The organism is Planctopirus sp. SH287, assembly GCF_056500625.1.
On record NZ_CM151403.1, the window covers coordinates 1,250,428 to 1,267,906 of the forward strand.

17 protein-coding genes are annotated in these 17,479 nt (G+C 53.5%); 11 read left to right on the plus strand and 6 right to left on the minus strand.

The genetic code is table 11. The annotated features are described in order from the left end of the window. Positions 1 to 324: 324 nt before the first annotated feature. The 3 genes from SH287x_RS04505 to SH287x_RS04515 all read left to right on the plus strand — a co-directional run bounded on the left by SH287x_RS04505 (position 325) and on the right by SH287x_RS04515 (position 3,598). Positions 325 to 1,008 (plus strand): YkgJ family cysteine cluster protein, encoded by a 684-nt coding sequence (locus tag SH287x_RS04505; protein WP_479517240.1) that lies wholly within the window; start codon positions 325 to 327, stop codon positions 1,006 to 1,008. A 383-nt stretch (positions 1,009 to 1,391) separates the two neighbouring features. Then, on the plus strand, positions 1,392 to 2,558 hold the full coding sequence (locus tag SH287x_RS04510) for a type IV pilus twitching motility protein PilT (protein ID WP_479517241.1): 1,167 nt from the start codon (positions 1,392 to 1,394) through the stop codon (positions 2,556 to 2,558). Between the two features lie 140 nt (positions 2,559 to 2,698). Then, positions 2,699 to 3,598, plus strand: coding sequence for a class I SAM-dependent methyltransferase (locus SH287x_RS04515; protein WP_479517242.1), 900 nt, complete (start codon positions 2,699 to 2,701; stop codon positions 3,596 to 3,598). 81 nt (positions 3,599 to 3,679) lie between these two features. Here SH287x_RS04515 and SH287x_RS04520 read toward each other — a convergent pair whose 3' ends face one another. Beyond that, the gene (locus SH287x_RS04520; RefSeq protein WP_479517243.1) at positions 3,680 to 4,603 is read right to left on the minus strand and encodes a hypothetical protein; all 924 of its coding nucleotides are present in this window, start codon (positions 4,601 to 4,603) and stop codon (positions 3,680 to 3,682) included. A gap of 386 nt (positions 4,604 to 4,989) precedes the next feature. Here SH287x_RS04520 and SH287x_RS04525 point away from each other — a divergent pair, with 386 nt between their 5' ends. Beyond that, a complete protein-coding gene (locus SH287x_RS04525) occupies positions 4,990 to 5,421 on the plus strand; it encodes an ASCH domain-containing protein (RefSeq protein ID WP_479517244.1) in 432 nt (143 codons plus the stop codon). An 86-nt stretch (positions 5,422 to 5,507) separates the two neighbouring features. Next, entirely contained in the window at positions 5,508 to 6,473 is a 966-nt protein-coding gene (locus SH287x_RS04530) for an aminotransferase class IV (RefSeq protein ID WP_479517245.1), read from the plus strand. Positions 6,474 to 6,494: 21 nt separating this feature from the next. Here the strand turns inward: SH287x_RS04530 and argH are convergent, their stop codons facing one another. After that, positions 6,495 to 7,871, minus strand: coding sequence for an argininosuccinate lyase (gene argH, locus SH287x_RS04535; RefSeq protein WP_479517246.1), 1,377 nt, complete (start codon positions 7,869 to 7,871; stop codon positions 6,495 to 6,497). Positions 7,872 to 8,205: 334 nt separating this feature from the next. On the opposite strand from argH, the gene SH287x_RS04540 reads away from it, so the two are divergent. Genes SH287x_RS04540 through SH287x_RS04550 form a run of 3 tightly spaced genes read left to right on the plus strand, consistent with a single transcriptional unit; the run spans position 8,206 to position 10,525 of the window. Beyond that, positions 8,206 to 8,994: a hypothetical protein gene (locus SH287x_RS04540; protein ID WP_479517247.1), complete on the plus strand. Its 789-nt coding sequence runs from the start codon at positions 8,206 to 8,208 to the stop codon at positions 8,992 to 8,994. A 27-nt stretch (positions 8,995 to 9,021) separates the two neighbouring features. Next, complete coding sequence (gene queC, locus SH287x_RS04545) at positions 9,022 to 9,753, plus strand: 7-cyano-7-deazaguanine synthase QueC (protein ID WP_479517248.1); 732 nt, start codon at positions 9,022 to 9,024, stop codon at positions 9,751 to 9,753. Beyond that, positions 9,743 to 10,525, plus strand: a complete 783-nt coding sequence (locus SH287x_RS04550) for a 7-carboxy-7-deazaguanine synthase QueE (RefSeq protein WP_479517249.1) — start codon at positions 9,743 to 9,745, stop codon at positions 10,523 to 10,525. The genes queC and SH287x_RS04550 overlap by 11 nt, the downstream gene beginning before the upstream one ends. A 5-nt stretch (positions 10,526 to 10,530) precedes the next feature. Here SH287x_RS04550 and ybiA read toward each other — a convergent pair whose 3' ends face one another. From ybiA to SH287x_RS04570, 4 genes are all read right to left on the minus strand, one after another. Then, positions 10,531 to 11,085 carry a riboflavin biosynthesis intermediates N-glycosidase gene (ybiA, locus tag SH287x_RS04555; RefSeq protein WP_479517250.1) on the minus strand — a complete coding sequence of 185 codons (555 nt, stop codon included), beginning with the start codon at positions 11,083 to 11,085 and terminating at the stop codon, positions 10,531 to 10,533. Positions 11,086 to 11,136: 51 nt separating this feature from the next. Next, positions 11,137 to 12,213, minus strand: coding sequence for a Gfo/Idh/MocA family protein (locus SH287x_RS04560; RefSeq protein ID WP_479517251.1), 1,077 nt, complete (start codon positions 12,211 to 12,213; stop codon positions 11,137 to 11,139). Positions 12,214 to 12,276: 63 nt separating this feature from the next. Next, complete coding sequence (gene tyrS / locus SH287x_RS04565; protein ID WP_479517252.1) at positions 12,277 to 13,515, minus strand: tyrosine--tRNA ligase; 1,239 nt, start codon at positions 13,513 to 13,515, stop codon at positions 12,277 to 12,279. A 211-nt stretch (positions 13,516 to 13,726) separates the two neighbouring features. After that, entirely contained in the window at positions 13,727 to 14,701 is a 975-nt protein-coding gene (locus SH287x_RS04570; RefSeq protein ID WP_479517253.1) for a CPBP family intramembrane glutamic endopeptidase, read from the minus strand. A gap of 97 nt (positions 14,702 to 14,798) precedes the next feature. On the opposite strand from SH287x_RS04570, the gene trpC reads away from it, so the two are divergent. The 3 genes from trpC (at position 14,799) to SH287x_RS04585 (ending at position 17,027) form a co-directional block, all read left to right on the plus strand. Beyond that, positions 14,799 to 15,578 carry an indole-3-glycerol phosphate synthase TrpC gene (gene trpC, locus SH287x_RS04575; protein WP_479518662.1) on the plus strand — a complete coding sequence of 260 codons (780 nt, stop codon included), beginning with the start codon at positions 14,799 to 14,801 and terminating at the stop codon, positions 15,576 to 15,578. A gap of 51 nt (positions 15,579 to 15,629) precedes the next feature. Further along, complete coding sequence (locus SH287x_RS04580) at positions 15,630 to 16,232, plus strand: phosphoesterase (protein WP_479517254.1); 603 nt, start codon at positions 15,630 to 15,632, stop codon at positions 16,230 to 16,232. Between the two features lie 141 nt (positions 16,233 to 16,373). After that, a complete protein-coding gene (locus tag SH287x_RS04585; RefSeq protein ID WP_479517255.1) occupies positions 16,374 to 17,027 on the plus strand; it encodes a hypothetical protein in 654 nt (217 codons plus the stop codon). Positions 17,028 to 17,479: the final 452 nt, after the last annotated feature.

Below are 17,479 nucleotides of genomic sequence, written 5' to 3' on the forward strand. Positions count from 1 at the left end.
AGAGTCGAAACTGGAAATCCGGGAACGCAAGCCGATTTGACTTTAATGTATTTGAACCGCGGAGTCACACATCAATTCCCCGGCATGTATGCCGTGATGGAGTGGATCAACCAGAGGATCTTTTAAGGGCATCATGAACTTAATGGAAATCAACCTGAAATCTGAAATCCGGTTAAACGTCACAAATGCTGAGAATTTTCTCAATCAGTCAGATCAACCTGATCGATACAACCGTAACGGGGCGATCGGAAAACTCCCCCCAAAGAGTTGGTCGGCGAGATTTTGCCATCAGCCGGAAAACTGGTCGCGAAGGATCGATTCCAGATGAGTCCCTGCCAAAACTGCCACGCGGGTTGTTGTCGCAGTTTTGCGGTTACCGTCACGGGAGCTGATATCCTTCGCATTGAGCGGGATTTAAAGCTTGATTTCTGGGATTTTGTCTGCCGTTGGGAAGATCGCGAAGGTCTGATTACACGCCGGCAGGCTCCTCAGTTTTATTTTGATGATGAGCCGGAGACGCCCTTTGCGATCTGCCTGATGCATCACTCCAGCACCTACTTTCCCGAGTCGACCAAATGTCGGTTTCTCATGGAAGGTTCACCGGATCGGGATTATCCCCTGGGAGAGGCCCGTTGCGGCATCTATGGTTCGCGACCATCGGCCTGCCGGATTTTCCCGACCCGTTTAAGCACATCGGGCCAACTGGCTGAGATCTATGATATCCCGTCACATGGGCGCTCGGAACTGTTGCCCATTTATGAACTGTGTCCCCGGCCCTGGATGCCAGCCGACCTTGATCCTGTTCAGACGGTTGAAGATCTGGTGATTTCCCGATTCGAGCAGGCCTTCTTCCAACAACTGGCCACTGTGTGGAATCGGGATCCCCAGTCGTGGCGTGCCTTTCCAGACTTCATCCGGTTTGTCTATGAGAAACGGTTGATCCGCAAGACAGCGGAAGATCTGGAAGCCGAAATTCCCGCGACAATCCCGTTTATCCGGGCGGCTTAACCGTTTTCAACGTTTCACGATTTTCGATGACCACGAAGATCTGCTACAGAAATCTGCTGCGGTTTCCCGCGTTTCGATGACCGTTGCCGGGGTGTCTGGACGTTCCATTTTGAACTGGAGCGACGGCATGGCCTCACTGTACGCAAAGCAACTGCGATCTCGAATTGGCGCGATTAGCCAAACAACGTTGGGAAAGTTTCTTATCAGGAACTGACTCCCTTCGCGCAGAGGCAATTGAAGCCAGCCATGTCTTCTGCTTACATTGATGGCACGGCTATTGAGCAGAACCGACGATTTCAGAGAGATCCTCGTTTGAGGCGAGATCGCCAACATCACTGGCCTTCGCACAGAGTTTTCCCGTTTTTCGTTAGAAGGATGTTCACATGGGTGGTGGAGCTCCCGCAGCGGCAGCCAAGTACAGCACCATTCGACTGGGTGCGGGGGTCATTAAGGACTTCCCGATCAATAAGCTGTTTCGTGCCATGATCGACCTCAACGGCTCCGACCTCCATCTCCAAGTGGGTAAGCCGGCTATTCTGCGTATCAAAGGGGCACTCAAGCCGCTCGATATGCCTCCCATCACGGAAGAGCAGATGAAAGAACTCTGCTGGCCTTTGATGGATGAACGCAACAAAGACATTTTCCTGAATACCGGCGGCGCTGACTACGCCCACGTGGTTGAGCACAAGGGCGAACCGTGGCGTTTCCGTGTGAACATGTTCATTCAAACCGGCAAGGTCGGGATGGTCAGCCGAAAGATTGAGCGGTCAATTCCCAACTTCGAAGGGCTTTATCTCCCTGCAATCATGGAAGAACTGTGCAAGTACGATCAGGGAATGGTGCTGCTCGCCGGGGTGACAGGTTCTGGTAAGTCAACGACCATTGCCTCGATGCTGGACTGGATCAACCACCAGTTTGGCAAGCACATTCTCACGATCGAAGACCCTGTTGAATTCGTGTACACGGCAGACAAAAGTCTGATCAATCAACGGGAAATCGGGCCTGATGTCTCTGACTTTCATACGGCGATGAAACACGCCGTGCGACAAGACCCTGATATTATGCTCGTGGGTGAGTTGCGCGACCGGGATACGTTTGAAACGGCCATCCATGCGGCTGAAACGGGCCACTTGGTCTACGGCACCATTCACGCTTCGTCGGCTCCATCAACCATCGGTCGTATTCTTGACCTGTTCCCTCAGAGCATGCACTCTGCCATTCGGTCTTCGATGGGCTTTAACATGAAAGCCATCGTGGCCCAGAAGCTGCTTCCCACGATTCGTGATAAACCTAAACGCGTCCCGATTTGCGAAGTCATGCTCTTTAACGGCACCGTTCGTAAACTGATTCTTGAAGAGCAGGATGAAAAGCTTCCCGCTGCGATCCGTATTGGTAAAGCTGATGGGATGCAGCAGTTTAACGACAGTCTTTATCACTTTATCACGAAGGAATTCGTGAGCAGGGCTGAAGCGTTTGAAATCAGTCCAAACGTGGAAGAACTCAAGATGATGCTCAAGGGGATTGATGTGAAAGGGCCGGGGATTCTGTAATGTCCTGAGCCAGAGCCGAAGAGACTCCGCTCTTGTTCGTATCGCATTCATCATGGCGCCTTTGACGTATGGTGGATGCCTGGTTTGGTTCAATATTTCCCACAATACATCTCTTTGGAAACAGGGCGAAGACTCGCTATATGGCCACTACGTCCTCCGCACCGCTTGATGTCGTTGACGAGTCAGATCCTCGATTTGCGTTCGGTGCAAACTGGTGGCGGTTTCTCTCGCGTTTGACGGAATCACAAATCGTAGCGGCTGAGGAGTCGATCAAGGCTCTTTTTCATGTCGAGCGACTTGATGGACTGAGCTTTCTGGATATGGGAAGTGGAAGCGGGCTGTTCAGTCTGGCTGCGAACCGGCTTGGAGCGCGGGTCGTTTCTATTGATTTTGATCCACAAAGCGTGGCCTGTGCGGTAGAACTTCGCCGCCGGTATGGGAGCGGGGCAGGGTGGGAAATCCAACAGGGGTCAGCCCGCGACGCAGCTTTCATCGCCGGTCTGGGGATGTTTGATTTCGTCTATTCCTGGGGCGTGCTCCATCACACCGGCGACATGTGGAGTGCAATTGACATTACCTCACGGGCCATCAAGCCAGACGGATATTTTTGCCTATCGATCTATAATGATCAGGCTGTCTGGAGTGAACGCTGGAAGTTCATCAAAAAGAACTATGTCGCTGCTCCCGGTTGGTTCAAGCCTTTGATTGTGCTGGCAGTGGCTGCTGGCTATGAGTGCTATGCCATCCCAGTCAATACGCTGCGCAGCATAAGCCGTGCAATGCGTTTCAAGAACCCCTTTCCTCCCTGGCAGGATTGGTATCGTTCACGCTTTGGCCAGAAAGAGCGGGGAATGACCTACTGGACAGACATGGTCGACTGGGTGGGCGGCTGGCCTTTTGAAGTTGCCAAGCCAGAGCAGATATTCCGGTATCTGCGAGATCGTGGCTTTATGCTGACAGAAATGACCACCGTCGGAGGCCGACTGGGTTGCAATGAGTATGTTTTCCGCAAATCAGACGGGACAAAGGATAACCAATAAGTCGCGGTCGTTGACAGGGCAGGGCTAGACAGGGCAGGCAGTTGATGAATCGGCTTTGTCTGGTCGGCCCGTGAAAACAATTTACTCCTTCTGGAAGTCGGCCAGACGTCGCCGCAGATCATTCGGCACAAGATGACCGGAACCCAGATCATCGAGATAGGCGGCGGCATTAGCGGCCATCTCATCGTCCTCGCAGGCCTCCACTAATGTCGTGAAACCCTGGTCATGTCGCAGGAAAGCATGTGCCCAGGCCGCTTCCAGCCGAACATCCGCTTCGGGATGCTGATCTGCCAACGCAAATAAAGCTGGCTGACACGAGCGGCTGACAAACGCAATCGCGCTGGCTGCGGCCTTACCCGAAACGCTTCGTTCCGTCGGAGACAAATCAGGGTCGAGCCATTCGGTCAGCCGCTGGATCCCTTCAGGACAGTCGTAAGGATGTGTCAAAATCTGATCGGCTCGCGCCAGTTGATTGAACCAGAAGACGGTGGCGACGGCCGCCGCATCTTCTGTATGTCCTGGTGATAATGACTTCACCAGTTGCGGGACAATCGGATCCTGCTCGCGAGGCCACTGAATGAAGCCATCCCAGACCCAGAGATTGCATAAACGAACATCGCCTGCAGCCGAAATAATCGTTGCCCAGCCTTCGGTCGTCCCGAATCGGGAGAACAGCATGAGCAGGTAGCCGAGCAAGTCGTCATCTGATGGAATTCGTTCAGAGACCAGTTCAAAGAGTTCCAGCAAATGAGGAACCGCATGACGTGCCAGGTGCATGAGTGCCTGAGTCGTTTCAATACGTTCAAAAACAACCAGGAGTGCCCGAATATCGGATAATGAGATGAGATCGTCACGCAGCCATTGGATCTGTCGTTCGAGGAGACTGACGATGAGCGCTGCATCCGAGGCGGCGATGATCTGTGCGTCGGCCAGCGCGCTGGCGGGGAAATCCCCTCCATCGTCGAGCCAATCGTTTCCCAATGTTTGCCATGTCGCATTTGACATCAGCCTGCTCCCGACCGTTGTTCGGTATCCTGTTGGTCGTTGAATTCACTTATTAACGGCATTCTGGCTGTAAATCCCGTGCAGGACAATCGCGGTTGCGAAGGGTATTTTGCAAATTGTCGATCCTGTTGACTCAACTGGCAGAGCCAGAAGACCGAATTTCGCCCGGAAACGATTCGTCGAACGTGCTCGCAACGGTGGCAAAGACTGTGCATGCTGGCGTGGAATCCGGGGAGTTTTCTGTGAAACGGAGCAAACCTCAACTGATACAAAATTGTGGATATTGTGTCGATCATCAGGACATGTTGTCTTTGCCGACTCACCATAACATGCTCGGGAATTTCCGTGAATTCCGGGTTCTTTGAATACCTTGTGGAAAACACCGCTTGCCACGCCAAGTCACAACAAAGCATGAGCATCAGATCGCGCTGGGCATCCAACAGCCTTGGGCCGATTTGATTCTTCGTGGTTTTAAGACCATTGAAATCCGCTCACAATTGACTCGCCAGCGGGGCCGGGTGAATATCTACGCCTCGCGTAAGATCGCGTCTTATCCCTGTGCGAAAGAAGCATTGCTGCAGTTTCAACTCGATCCAGCGAAGCTGGTCACTGGCATGTTGGTCGGATCGGTGGAAATTCTGGACGTACGACCGGCAACGGCGCAAGACTGTGAGGCGTCGTGCGTTCCCGAAGACGTTCTTGCAGGGAAATTTGCCTGGATTCTGGGAAACCCGCAACGATTGGCAACACCGGTTGCTCCGAAATATCTTCCCTATGGAATCTGGTTTTATCCCTTTTCCAGAAAGGGCGCGAGCTAAAGAAGATCATTTGTTCTTGCTGCTGATGGCGGGAGTCTGGCAGTCATGAATACCACAATTTCCATTTCTCAATCAAAAGCTTTCTCATGCCCCTCTCACTCTCCTCACAGGACTCAGCCCAAGCCAGGAGTTCTGAGCCTATCGCGTGGATCAATGGCGAATGGGTGACACAGTCCACAGCAGCGTTGTCTGTTACGGATCTCGGCATTGTGGGGGGACTATCGGTGACGGAGATGTCTCGTACGTTTCGCGGGGAGATTTTTCGCCTGGATGATCATCTGGATCGTCTGGCGCACTCCCTGGAGATTGTGCAATTTTCACCTCGCTGGTCTCGAAAAGAACTGAAAGCGGCCTGTGAGCAGGTGGTGTTGCATAACTATTCGCTGGCTGGGACAGATTCCCTCGGCCATCATGAATTGGGAGTGATCCTCTTTGTGACAGCGGGGCCGAATCCGACGTATGTGGGCCAACAGGCAGCGCTCGCAGCGGGGCCGACGGTGGGAATTCATACTTTTGAGCTACAACGACTGGCTTATCGAGCAATGTATGAGCAGGGCGTGTCGCTGGTCTGTCCAGAAATCACGGCACTGCCAGCCAATCTGGTGCCTCGAACAGTCAAGTCACGCAGTCGCATGCACTGGCGCATGGGAGAACTGGCGGCCAGAAAACTTGACCCCCAGGCAGTCTGTCTTCTGGCAGACGCCGATGGATCGTTGACAGAAACCGCCGCTGGAAACCTGGTCGTGGTTCAAAGGGAGCGGGTCATTTCTCCCGCGGAAGGGCAGGTGCTGGAAGGGATCAGCCTGCGCGCGACGCTGGAGTATTGTCAGGCTGCGGGCATGGTGATTGAGCGGCGGCGAGTCATGCCCGACGAGTTAGCCTCTGCCGACGAAGCCTGGCTGACCAGCACACCATTTGCCATGGTGCCTGTGACCCGCTTTGCAGGGAAGCCAATCGGAATTGGCCAGCGCGGGCCGCTGTATGACTCCCTCCTTAAAAAATGGAGCCAGACCACTGGTGTCGACCTCGCCAGGTGGCTTGGTGCAGATTGAAAAACGATTTAGGTTTCAGGATCAGCCCAAGCGCTTCTGCCATTGGGCAATTTGCGTTTCCACCGAACTCAGTCCCCCCGAGCCTTCACTCTGGAAGCGTTTGACAGCATTCGAGGTTCCTAAAGCTTCATAGACATCCGCCTCGACCTGTGGGGCGACAGCTTGAATTTCAGCGAAAGGGAGCTTTGTCAGCGTGCAGTTTTTCGATTCGGCCAAGCGAACAAGCTTCCCGACGATTTCATGTCCGCTCCGCATCGGTACTCCCTTGAGGATCAGGTATTCCATGAGAGTCGTGGCATCAAGGAACCCTTCTTCAATGCGCGACGCGATTGTCTCTCGCTTCAGTTGAGCATGTTCCACAATGGCGGCTGCCAATTCCAGACTCGCTTCCACTTGATCAAGCGCATCAAAGAAGGCGACTTTATCCTCTTGCAGGTCACGGTTATAGGCTAAGGGAAGGCCCTTGATCAGCACAAACAGATGTTGCAAATCACCGATGACACGGCCCGACTTTCCGCGAATGAGTTCCAGAACATCCGGGTTCCGCTTTTGCGGCATAATTGATGATCCGGTCGTATAGGCATTCGGGAGCTTGAGAAATCCGAATTCTGTCGTGCACCACAGAATCCACTCTTCGGCCCAGTTGCTCAGGTGAGTCGCAATCAGCGAGAGGCAGAAGACGGTTTCCACCAGGAAATCCCGATCACTCGAGACATCCAGACTGTTGGCAGCTGGCCGGTCAAAACCCAACAGTTCCGCAGTGCGCTGCCGATTGATGGGCAGGGTGGTTCCTGCCAATGCGGCAGCGCCCAATGGAGATTCATTCAAACGTTTACGGCAGTCCTGCAGGCGGGTGCGATCCCGCTCAAACTTTTCACACCAGGCACACCAATAATGTGAAGCCAGAACAGGCTGGGCACGCTGCAGATGCGTGTAGCCTGGCAGGATCACTCCCTGATCCTGCTGAGCACGGCCGATGAACGCCTTCTGCAACTCTTTAAGTAATGCATCCAGTCGGTCGATGGCATCGCGGACATAGAGCTTGATATCTGTCGATACCTGATCGTTCCGGCTGCGACCTGTATGAAGCTTGCGGCCGACATCACCTAATTGCTCAATGAGTGCCGACTCAATGTGCATATGGATGTCTTCCAGCTCGATGCGGAACGAGAATTCTCCCGCCGTGATCTTTGCCAGAATGTGATCGAGTGCAGTATGGATCTGGTCTTTTTCTGCGGGAGTAATCAGGCCCACTTCTGAAAGCATCTGCGAGTGAGCCTTGGAGCCGCGAATGTCGACTTCAGCTAGTCGGGCATCGAAGCTGATGGACTCAGTAAACTTTTCCACACGAGGATCGGTCTGACCATCAAACGCACCACCCCAAGCTTTAGCTGCCACAATATCTCTCTCGTTCTTCAATTCAGACCCGCTATCCCACCTTCACGTTGCCGTTCAGCTTGCCAAAGAGTTTAGCGTCTTCCTACGCACTTTGTCGCGGTGCCTGTCTCAAGCCCTTTTAATTCACTGAGTCCTGCTGGCTTCCCTGTTCAGCCGCTGCTTCTCGACCGTTTTCGGGCGATATGGGCATTACAGCCGTTACGTGTTGCCAAAAAGAAACGGAAACTTCGCCTGACCCTCATTTTCCGCTCTGCAATCAAAGTTAATTTGGGTATTTTGAGAAATCTGATTTGCTTTTTCGTGATTTGTGGTGTGTAGAGAGCGGAACCAGAAAATGAATTGTAACACATTACTCAGCCTCAGCTTGTGCGCCTGCGTCTTCTCGATTCCCGTGGCTTTTGCCACTCATGCTAATGTACAAGAGATTGTGCCTTTCGTTCCTGCAGACGTGAAATTGCCAGAGATCGTGGCTCAAGAAGGTGAGTTGCCAGCAATTCCTGCTGCCGAACCCGTGATTCCTGCTGCCGAAAAAGCAGCAGCAGCAGCAACCGACTCGTCGGCGACGATCCCGATGACGACGCTTAACGTCACTTCATCGCCGGATGGTTCGACGATCCATACGTTTGGCGCTGGAACCTCTGCGGAATGGGTGATTACCATCGCTCCGGGACTTTCCTCCGCTCCCGTTCGTCAGGCTCATTGGAATGCGTTACCACAGAATGCGTTGCCGCCGGCACCGTTGCCATCATCCCATCAGGAAGCCTTGCCGATGGGAGCAAGCCCTGTGGTGACCAACTGCCCCGAAGGAAACTGCCTTCCTGCATCTTCCACAAACGAGACTCTGCAGGGCGTTATTCGTGCTCAATACTACACTGATGTTTACAATCAGATTCCTTTCAGCCGGTCGGAGTACAACGTCAATCCGTCATATCGCCACGATGCCACGATCGAATTATTATTGGGCCAGATTCGCCCTGTCACCCATCAGACAACGAACGTCAGCGTGGTGGCTGGCGGCGTTGATCCCTGGACAAATTATTATCGCGGATTCTGGGGTGCCCCTTGGGGTTATCAGCCATTTGGTTACTATGCACCCAGATATCGGACATATGTCCGTTGGTAGGTGTTTATGTGATCAAGGGACGTGAGGATGGCAGAGCAGGCTTTAGCAGGGCAGCAATTGAGCGCTCAGGATCAGGAGCGGCGGTGCGTCGTTCTCGTCAGTGGGGGATTGGATTCTGCCACAATTCTTGCCATGGCCAAGGCTGAAAACTTTGTTCCATATGCCATCTCGTTTGATTACGGCCAGCGGCACCGTTTTGAACTGGAAGCTGCTCAAAAAGTCTGCCAGGCCCTGGGTGTGGCTCAGCATGTGGTGATTCCCCTTGATTTGCGTTCTATCGGTGGTTCGGCGCTGACGGCGAACATCGATGTGCCCAAAGACCGCACAGAAGCGGAACTGACCAGCGGCATCCCGATCACTTATGTCCCTGCCCGCAATACGGTTTTTCTTTCGATTGCTTTAGGCTGGGCAGAAGTGATCGGCGCGCAGGATCTTTTTGTGGGGGTTAATGCGGTCGATTACAGTGGCTATCCTGACTGTCGACCTGAATATGTCGCGGCCTTTGAAACTCTGGCGAACCTGGCAACGCAAACAGGAGTCGAAGGAGAGCGATGGAAAATTCACGCCCCTTTGATTCATCTGACCAAAGCGGAGATCATCCGGCAGGGAGTCGCGCTGAACGTGGATTACTCGTTGACGCATAGCTGCTATGATCCCACTCCAGAGGGCCTTTCGTGCGGCCACTGTGATTCCTGCCAGATTCGAAAAAAGGGATTCCTCGAAGCCCAGCTTCCTGATCCGACACGCTATGCCGACTGATCTTCTGCCTGTCACGACTGCCCAATCCGAAAGCGATGACACGTCGCGTTTGCGTATTGCCGAAACGTTTCTGTCGGTACAGGGGGAAGGAGCGCTGACGGGGGTGCCCTCTTTTTTCATCCGCACGACGGGCTGCAACCTCCGCTGCTGGTTTTGCGATACGCCTTATACTTCTTGGGCAGCAGAAGGAAATTGGTACACGATTGAGGATCTGCTGACTCAGACTTTGGAAAGCCAGGCTCAGCATGTTGTCCTCACTGGTGGTGAGCCGTTGCTGCAACCAGCTATTGTGGAACTCAGCCAACTGCTGAAAAAAGCCGGGCTGCATATCACTGTCGAGACGGCGGGGACGGTCAATCGTCCTGTGATTGCCGACCTGATGTCGATCAGTCCCAAGCTGGCGAATTCCAGTCCTGCCGCTGCACCCCCGCAGGCCCGTAATCTCGTGGCAGAAGGGGAGGGGGAAAGTACGATCTCACGCCGGCATGACGAACAGCGATGGAACATCTCCACGTTGACCCGCCTGACGACAGAATATCCTTATCAACTCAAGTTTGTGATCGACGCACCGTCTGACCTTGACGCTGTGACCATTGCTCTTGAAGACCTGCCGCATGTTGATCGACAGCACGTCTGGCTGATGCCTCAGGGAGTGACTCAGCAGGAACTTCTGGCACGCGGAGAATGGCTTGAACCGCGAGCGGTCTCACTCGGCCACCGCTTCTGCCCTCGCCTGCACATCGAATGGTTTGGTAATCGGCGAGGGGTGTGATCGGTTTAGAATGTCAGTTCCTGGATCTGTTCCCGGACGTCCATCAGTGCGAAGCCCAGAAGATTCTGTCCTGGCCATTGATCGGGTGTGGTTTTTTCGGCGTCAGCGGCTGAAAGGCCGATCCCCCAGATCGCGTCATGAGGACTGGCTTCAACCAGCACTTTTTCCCCTGAACTCAGCAGGAACGGACGGAGTTCGTCGTGCTGGATGAACTTTGACCAGTTTCCCTTGATGACCAGCGGCATCCGGTTTTTCGCCCAGACCGCTTCATCAAAACCCTGAACCTGACGACCAAGTGACTTCACCTCTTCGGGATCGGGCGTTGCCAGAATGGCTGACAGCGTGGTTTGATCGCCAAACAGTCGAGCTTTGGAAGCCATCATCCAGTGCTCTGCCGTCGGGTAAGAGACGCCATCAATCGTGAAGGCTGCCGGGAACCACTGACTGAGGCATGATTGATCGATACTGCCATCAGCAGGAGGGGTGTGCCCGTAAAAGTACAGGAACTCAAGATTCCCGCCTTTGGCATGGCGCTGGCGAAGTTCGTGGATATCTCGCATGACATTTCTCGGCTGGGCAATTTCGGTTTTGCTATCAAGGTCGCACGGAAGCTATTTGGCAGGACGCTTGGGATCTTTCGCGAGAGGGAGCTTCACCTGCTTACCACTCCATGAGGACTGATAGATGGCCAGGATCATCTCCACCGACTTGCGGCCTTCCGCGCCGGTGACCTTGGGCGCACGGCCCGTTTTAATGGCGTTTAAGAAATCCTTGATCTGTTCTGCATGATTCTGAAAGCTGATGGCTTTGGGATCACTGGCACCCCCTGAAAGAGCGGAGTTTTTGCCAAGTTTTTCTAACAGGGCTGCATCTTTGGCTTTGGGTTTCGCAAAATTCCAGAGCGTGATCTGATCCTGCTCGATGATCGCAGAGCCTGTCGTTCCGTGGATTTCTGTGCGTTTGAGTAACCCCGGCCAGGCACTGGTACTGGCTTCAATGACGCCCAGAGCACCGTTTTTGAACTGAAGTGTGGCGACGCCGACATCCTCGACTTCAATCCGGTCGTGCGCGAGCGTGGAGGTCATCCCGCTGATTGTGGCCACATCCCCCATCAACCAGTAAAGCAGGTCAACGTTATGGATGGCCTGATTCATATAGGCCCCACCACCATCGAGTGCCCAGGTGCCGCGCCATGCCCCGCTATCATAATACTCCTGGCTGCGCCACCATTTCACATAAGTGTCACCCAGCGTCAATCGGCCAAAGCGGCCTTCATCAATGGCTTGTTTGAGCGCGATGTTCGCAGGACTGAACCGTGACGGGAAAATGGCACAAAGCTGAACGCCGTTTTCCTGGCAGGCATTGATGATGGCGTCGCATCGCTTGAGCGTGATTTCCAGTGGTTTCTCGACAACCACATGCTTCCTGGCCTTAGCCGCTGCGACAGCGGGGTCAACGTGCGCTCCTGAAGGAGTGCAGATACAAACGACATCAATATCGGGCCGGGCGAGCAGTTCTTCAATAGTGGCACAGGCCACGCCGCCATGCTCGGCTGCGAAATCAATCGCTTTCTGAGGTGACGAATTAAAGCAGGCGTTAAGTGAAACACCACGAATCGACTTGATCGCTTTGGCATGAAAATGGGCGATCATGCCGCAGCCAATGATTCCAAAACCGATGTTTGCCATGGGTGAATATTCGTGAGGGAAAAAGGGAGAGGGACTGATGAGACGATATTCGTCAGGGGCACGCTACGAAGGCAACGTGATACGGATGTAGCGTTTTTTGCCCGCTTTCAGCAAGAGACCATTGGAAACAGGAATCGGCTGATCATGGGTTGTCATCACTTGCAGATCATCACCAAAGTAGGCTCCCCCCTGGCTGATCAAGCGGCGGGCGTCCGAGGTTGTCGCGCATAGCCCCGTCGCTTTCAACAGGGCGGCGGCAGCAACGGAACCATCAACAACGAAGGCAAGGTCTAACGCAACCGATTCGATATCCGCCGGTAAAGCGCCTGCGCTAACTTCTGCTTCCCATTGCCGAATGGCTTCTTCACCGGCTGTTGCCGGGTGGTATTGCGCAATGACCTCACTGGCGAGTTTCTGCTTTGCCAGCTTGGGATGACCGGCCAGAAGAACCGCAACGTCCTCCATCGGGAGATTCGTCAGAAGCTCGAAGTACATCTTCATGACTTCGTCAGGGATCTGCATGAATTTTTTCATCATGTCGATGGGAGAGTCAGCGATTCCAATATAATTGCCCAGACTTTTGCCCATGCGACGATGACCATCCAACCCCACCAGAATCGGCGACATCACCCCAATCTGCTGATCCAGCTGCTGGTCTCGTTGAAGGTCACGGGCCAGCATGAAGCTGTAAAGCTGCTCTGTGCCACCCAGCTCAATATCAGACTTGATTTCCACAGAATCCCAAGCCTGCATGATCGGATAGAGGCATTCATGCAGGAAAATCGGCGACTGACTCGCATAGCGTTTGGCAAAGTCGTCTCGCGTCAGCAGTTGGGCCACAGTGACTTTGCTGCACAAGGCCAGAATGTCTGCAAACGACATCTTCGAGAACCAGTCGCCATTGCGATGAATCTCGGTCTTGGAAAGGTCAATCACCTTTCCGACCTGATGAAGATAATCACGGGCATTGGCCTCCACGTCTTCAGCCGAGAGCCGCTTGGCACGCGCCTGATCACGGCCGCTAGGGTCGCCGACCATCGCCGTAAAATTGCCGATAATCAATACGGCTTGATGACCCAATTCCTGAAACTGCCGCAGCTTTCGCAACGGGACAGTATGCCCCAGATGGACATCAATCCCCGTGGGGTCGATGCCATACTTCACCCGCAGAGGAATCCCTGTTTCGCGGCTTTTCTTCAGTTTTTTTGCCAGCTCTTCTTCGGGAACAACCTTTTCCACACCACGCAGAATGATTTGAAGCTGTTCTTCAACAGGTGGAAAAGAGCAGGGGACTGATGACATGGAAACCTCAAACCGCCGGTGAAAATTTTCTGGGAGCAATAAACTCTTGATGCCGTATTTGTTGAGACTGGTGGCACGCCACTTTGTTCTGTCAGGTGACGATGCTCATTCACAGACTTGTTGGCCCACTCACTGTCTGCCGCTTGAACTGCTAAATCAGACATCAGGGAATTCGTTGGCAAAAGTGACAATCTGATTCAAACTGTGCAACTCAAGTTTCGGAGTTGGGGGATATTTCCGATGAAGCAGGAGTTTCTGAACGTGGCAGAGCGGGTTCGGAAGGGGTGACTGGAATCATCGGAGGTACTGAGTTTTCGACTGGCGATTCCACTGTTGTGGGCGGCAATGAATCAGCCGATGTCGCCTCTCCCGTCGCAATCACGGTCAGAACCTGCATCGTTAGCATGGTTCCATTAAAAATCGCATGCAATACCACAACCGAAAGCCAACTGCGTCGGCGTTCATAAACAAACCCCAGCATTAGGGCCACCGCGAGCAGAGGAACCGCGTCGGGCCAACCATGGATGGCCGCAAACACAATGGCGACTACAGGGATAGCAATCCGGGCACCATACCGGTGTGTCATCCAGCCTTGCAGCACGACACGAAAAAGAAGCTCTTCCACTAGCGGGGCAATCACCGCTGCGGTGATAAACAGGGAAACCAGTAGCCCGATCGACGTATTTTCCGACAGCATTTTCAGCAGAGGATGACTGTCATCGGGGGTGATCAATGGGGTCATAGAGACGCGAATCAACGTCGCCATGATCAGCGTCAGTGGAGCCGCCCAGAGCGCAGCAATCAGGTCGCGAGCTGGTTCACTGGAAATCACGCCCAGATCTCGAAACCGCGAATATCCGATGGCGACCAACAGAAAAAAAATGAGCAAGCTGTTCTGAACGTTCAGGAACATGACCTGCTGGATCGAAAATTCCGGCGGTGGGGTCGATCCCTTCCCATTGAGCAGCAACGCCAATTGCAAAAAAAGACTGAGCGAGACCCAGACCGCAGCAAGAATCGTGGCAATCACCGGCCACTGGGTGATCGGAGGTGGTTGGCGCGCAGGAATGGGAGACGAAACCTCGGCTCCTAATAATTTGGCAAGCCCCCAACCAATACTGACCGCGCATCCCGCCAGAAGGCCAAGTATCAGGCAACCCAGAATCCCGATAGCAATCGTATTCACAAATTGGATTCCATCGCGAGATACCACCGGCTGCCGCTGTGGCGTATAGTCAAGGCCAAGACCTGAGGTGGAGAATATATTGAGTTCGACGAACGAAATGAATGTCCTCGATCACATCGTGGAGCACAAGCGCGAAGAAGTGGCTGAAGCGAAAAGAGTGATCTCCCCCGCCGATCTGGCCGGGCAAGTGCGTGACATGGCACCGACACGCGGGTTTGCCGACGCCATTGCCCACCACGCAGACGTTGCACTCATTGCCGAGGTGAAAAAGGCCAGCCCCTCGGCAGGCTTGATCCGTCCTCATTTTGAACCGGTGGAACTCGCCCAGACTTATGTTCAACACGGAGCCACCTGTTTGAGCGTGCTGACGGATGAAAAATTCTTTCAAGGCTCCCTGGAATATCTCCGGCAAATTCGAGCGGCTGTTGATGTCCCTTTGCTGCGAAAAGAATTTGTCATCGACCCTTACCAGATTCTGGAAGCTCGGGCGGCGGGTGCTGACGCGATTCTCTTGATCGCTGAATGCCTGCCACAACCTCTGCTTGAAGAGCTGTTCTTCAAGGCCAACGAGTTAGGGCTAGACATCCTGATTGAACTTCACGACGAAGAGCATCTGGAACGGGTCTTGTCGCTGAAGCCGCGACTGGTCGGAGTCAATAACCGTAACTTGAAAACGATGATCACAGACCTGGAGCAGACGGTGCGGCTTGCTCACCGAATTCCCGATGATGTTCTGCTGGTCGGGGAAAGTGGCATTCGCTCGCGCGCCGATATTGATCGGTTAAAGTCGGCTGGCGTGAAAGCGGTGTTAGTCGGAGAATCGTTGATGAAACAGGAAAATCTTGGGCAGGCAGTCGATCAGCTGCTGCGAGGATAATGTCTCGCAACGTCTCATGTAACGTACACCAATATTCCCTTTGAGAAGTTGATGGAGTCGATTTTGGAAGAGCATGTTCTGGTGGTTCCCACTCCGGTCTTTCACCAATTGGGGCAGTTTCAAGGGTTTTGTGCTGACACGGAACGGTATCTTTCCGAACTGCTGAACCCGTCTCTGACTCGCTATGAGCCACGAAGCACCGTTGAGACTGACCCGACCCTGAAACAACTGATTCCCTATTGCATCTTCATTCACGATGGGCAGGTGTTTTACTATCGACGGGGTAGTAAGGGGGGAGAGGGCAGACTGCATAAAAAGCGTTCGATCGGGATCGGCGGCCACATTTCCTCAACGGATCCCGCCGGTGGCGAGCGTCGCTACGGGCCAGCCATGGAGCGTGAAATCCAGGAGGAAGTCTTCCTGGAGTCAGCATTTAAGGAAAAGTGCGTCGGCCTGATTAATGACGACCAGAGCGAAGTTGGTCGCGTTCATTTAGGGATTGTTCATGTTTTTGAACTGGAAGCGGCAAAAGTTCGCCCACGTGAAGAGTCGATCTTGGAGACAGGATTTGCCCCGCCGTCACAATTGATCGCTGAAATCGATGATTTTGAATCGTGGTCGCAGATTTGCCTCAAGTCTCTCTTTGGTGCGTGATCGCTCGAGCGGGACGTGAGTCCTTGTTGATTTCATTCAGCGGAAATGGAATTCGCTGAACTTTGGTTTCAGACTCTGGACTTCAACCGAGTTGTGGGCCAGGGCTGTGGAAAAGTTTTGCAGGACAAAGGAGTGTCGAGCATGAGCAGTGGTTTAACGCGTCGATCCATGTTGAGTGCAGCCGCTCTGGCCGCCGCGGTTCCCGGCGCACTGTCGGTCTCCCAAGCTCAGGAAGCGGCGGCACGGGGCCAGTTGACAGACGAAAGCCTGGGAACGCTGCTGAAAGCGATGGGACTCGAAGCAAAGCTCTTCGATAAGCGTTACGACTTTGTCTTCAAAGCAAACGTTAATAACGAAGAATGGGAACTTTCCATGTCGACGGTTCTCAGCCTGGATGGATCAGTCGTATGGATTATGGCCTGGTTGGATGAACTGCCACGTTCGGCAGCTGATGTTCCACGAACTGCGCTGCTTCGCCTGCTGGCCGATAACGACAAGCTGGGTAAAGGGAAGTTCTTCGCTTACATCGCCAGCAACCGCCGTTTCGTGCTGCAACGCACGTTGCCCAACATTAGCGTGACCTCGGCTTCCTTCCGCGCCGACCTGGATGACCTGGGTGCGACCGTTGTATCAACACATCCCCACTGGGCCGTTTCTAACTGGTCATCACCAACACAGCCAGATCCTGCAAACGCACCGGCCACCGGGACAATCCAGGGAAGTGCACCCCAAGGTGGTGGATCAGCACAACCGGGAACTGCTATTCGTGATGCTGGTCTCCCCATTCGCCGTTAATGACCGGACGTTGAAAATCAACGTCTGGAACATCGACGCAAAGGTTCGTTGAGATACGAAGCCACTGCTGATCAGTTGCCAACAATGACAACTGATTGTCAGTGGCTTTTTTGCTTAACCTTCTGACAAAGACAAGCCGATCGGAATGAAACACTCCAATCAGAATCAAATCAGAAGCCGAAAGCAAAATCAGCGAGGACGAGACATCGAACTTTGTTCGCTGTCTTTTCGGCGCATTTCATCCAAAACAATGGGATGCAAGCGGCTGCTACGGCGATCCGCAGGCTCATAATGTGAACGAGCCCAGGCACGAAGGCGAAGTTCTTCGACCGGATCAACATCTGTTCGTGAATTAATTTCCATTGCGGCTATTGAGGGCATTGGGAAGCCTCCGAAGGGATACATCGCCGATTGGGAAAGAGCGGCTCATGACCTGCTGAAGAGCAAAAGCC

Excerpts from the sequence above, each read along its gene's own strand:
- SH287x_RS04515 (WP_479517242.1), top strand. The coding sequence starts at position 2,699 with ATGGCCACTACGTCCTCCGCACCGCTTGATGTCGTTGACGAGTCAGAT.
- SH287x_RS04585 (WP_479517255.1), top strand. The coding sequence starts at position 16,374 with ATGAGCAGTGGTTTAACGCGTCGATCCATGTTGAGTGCAGCCGCTCTG.
- trpC (WP_479518662.1), top strand. The coding sequence starts at position 14,799 with ATGAATGTCCTCGATCACATCGTGGAGCACAAGCGCGAAGAAGTGGCT.
- SH287x_RS04560 (WP_479517251.1), bottom strand. The coding sequence starts at position 12,213 with ATGGCAAACATCGGTTTTGGAATCATTGGCTGCGGCATGATCGCCCAT.
- tyrS (WP_479517252.1), bottom strand. The coding sequence starts at position 13,515 with ATGTCATCAGTCCCCTGCTCTTTTCCACCTGTTGAAGAACAGCTTCAA.
- SH287x_RS04580 (WP_479517254.1), top strand. The coding sequence starts at position 15,630 with ATGGAGTCGATTTTGGAAGAGCATGTTCTGGTGGTTCCCACTCCGGTC.
- SH287x_RS04510 (WP_479517241.1), top strand. The coding sequence starts at position 1,392 with ATGGGTGGTGGAGCTCCCGCAGCGGCAGCCAAGTACAGCACCATTCGA.
- SH287x_RS04540 (WP_479517247.1), top strand. The coding sequence starts at position 8,206 with ATGAATTGTAACACATTACTCAGCCTCAGCTTGTGCGCCTGCGTCTTC.
- SH287x_RS04550 (WP_479517249.1), top strand. The coding sequence starts at position 9,743 with ATGCCGACTGATCTTCTGCCTGTCACGACTGCCCAATCCGAAAGCGAT.
- queC (WP_479517248.1), top strand. The coding sequence starts at position 9,022 with ATGGCAGAGCAGGCTTTAGCAGGGCAGCAATTGAGCGCTCAGGATCAG.
- SH287x_RS04505 (WP_479517240.1), top strand. The coding sequence starts at position 325 with ATGAGTCCCTGCCAAAACTGCCACGCGGGTTGTTGTCGCAGTTTTGCG.
- SH287x_RS04530 (WP_479517245.1), top strand. The coding sequence starts at position 5,508 with ATGCCCCTCTCACTCTCCTCACAGGACTCAGCCCAAGCCAGGAGTTCT.
- SH287x_RS04520 (WP_479517243.1), bottom strand. The coding sequence starts at position 4,603 with ATGTCAAATGCGACATGGCAAACATTGGGAAACGATTGGCTCGACGAT.
- ybiA (WP_479517250.1), bottom strand. The coding sequence starts at position 11,085 with ATGCGAGATATCCACGAACTTCGCCAGCGCCATGCCAAAGGCGGGAAT.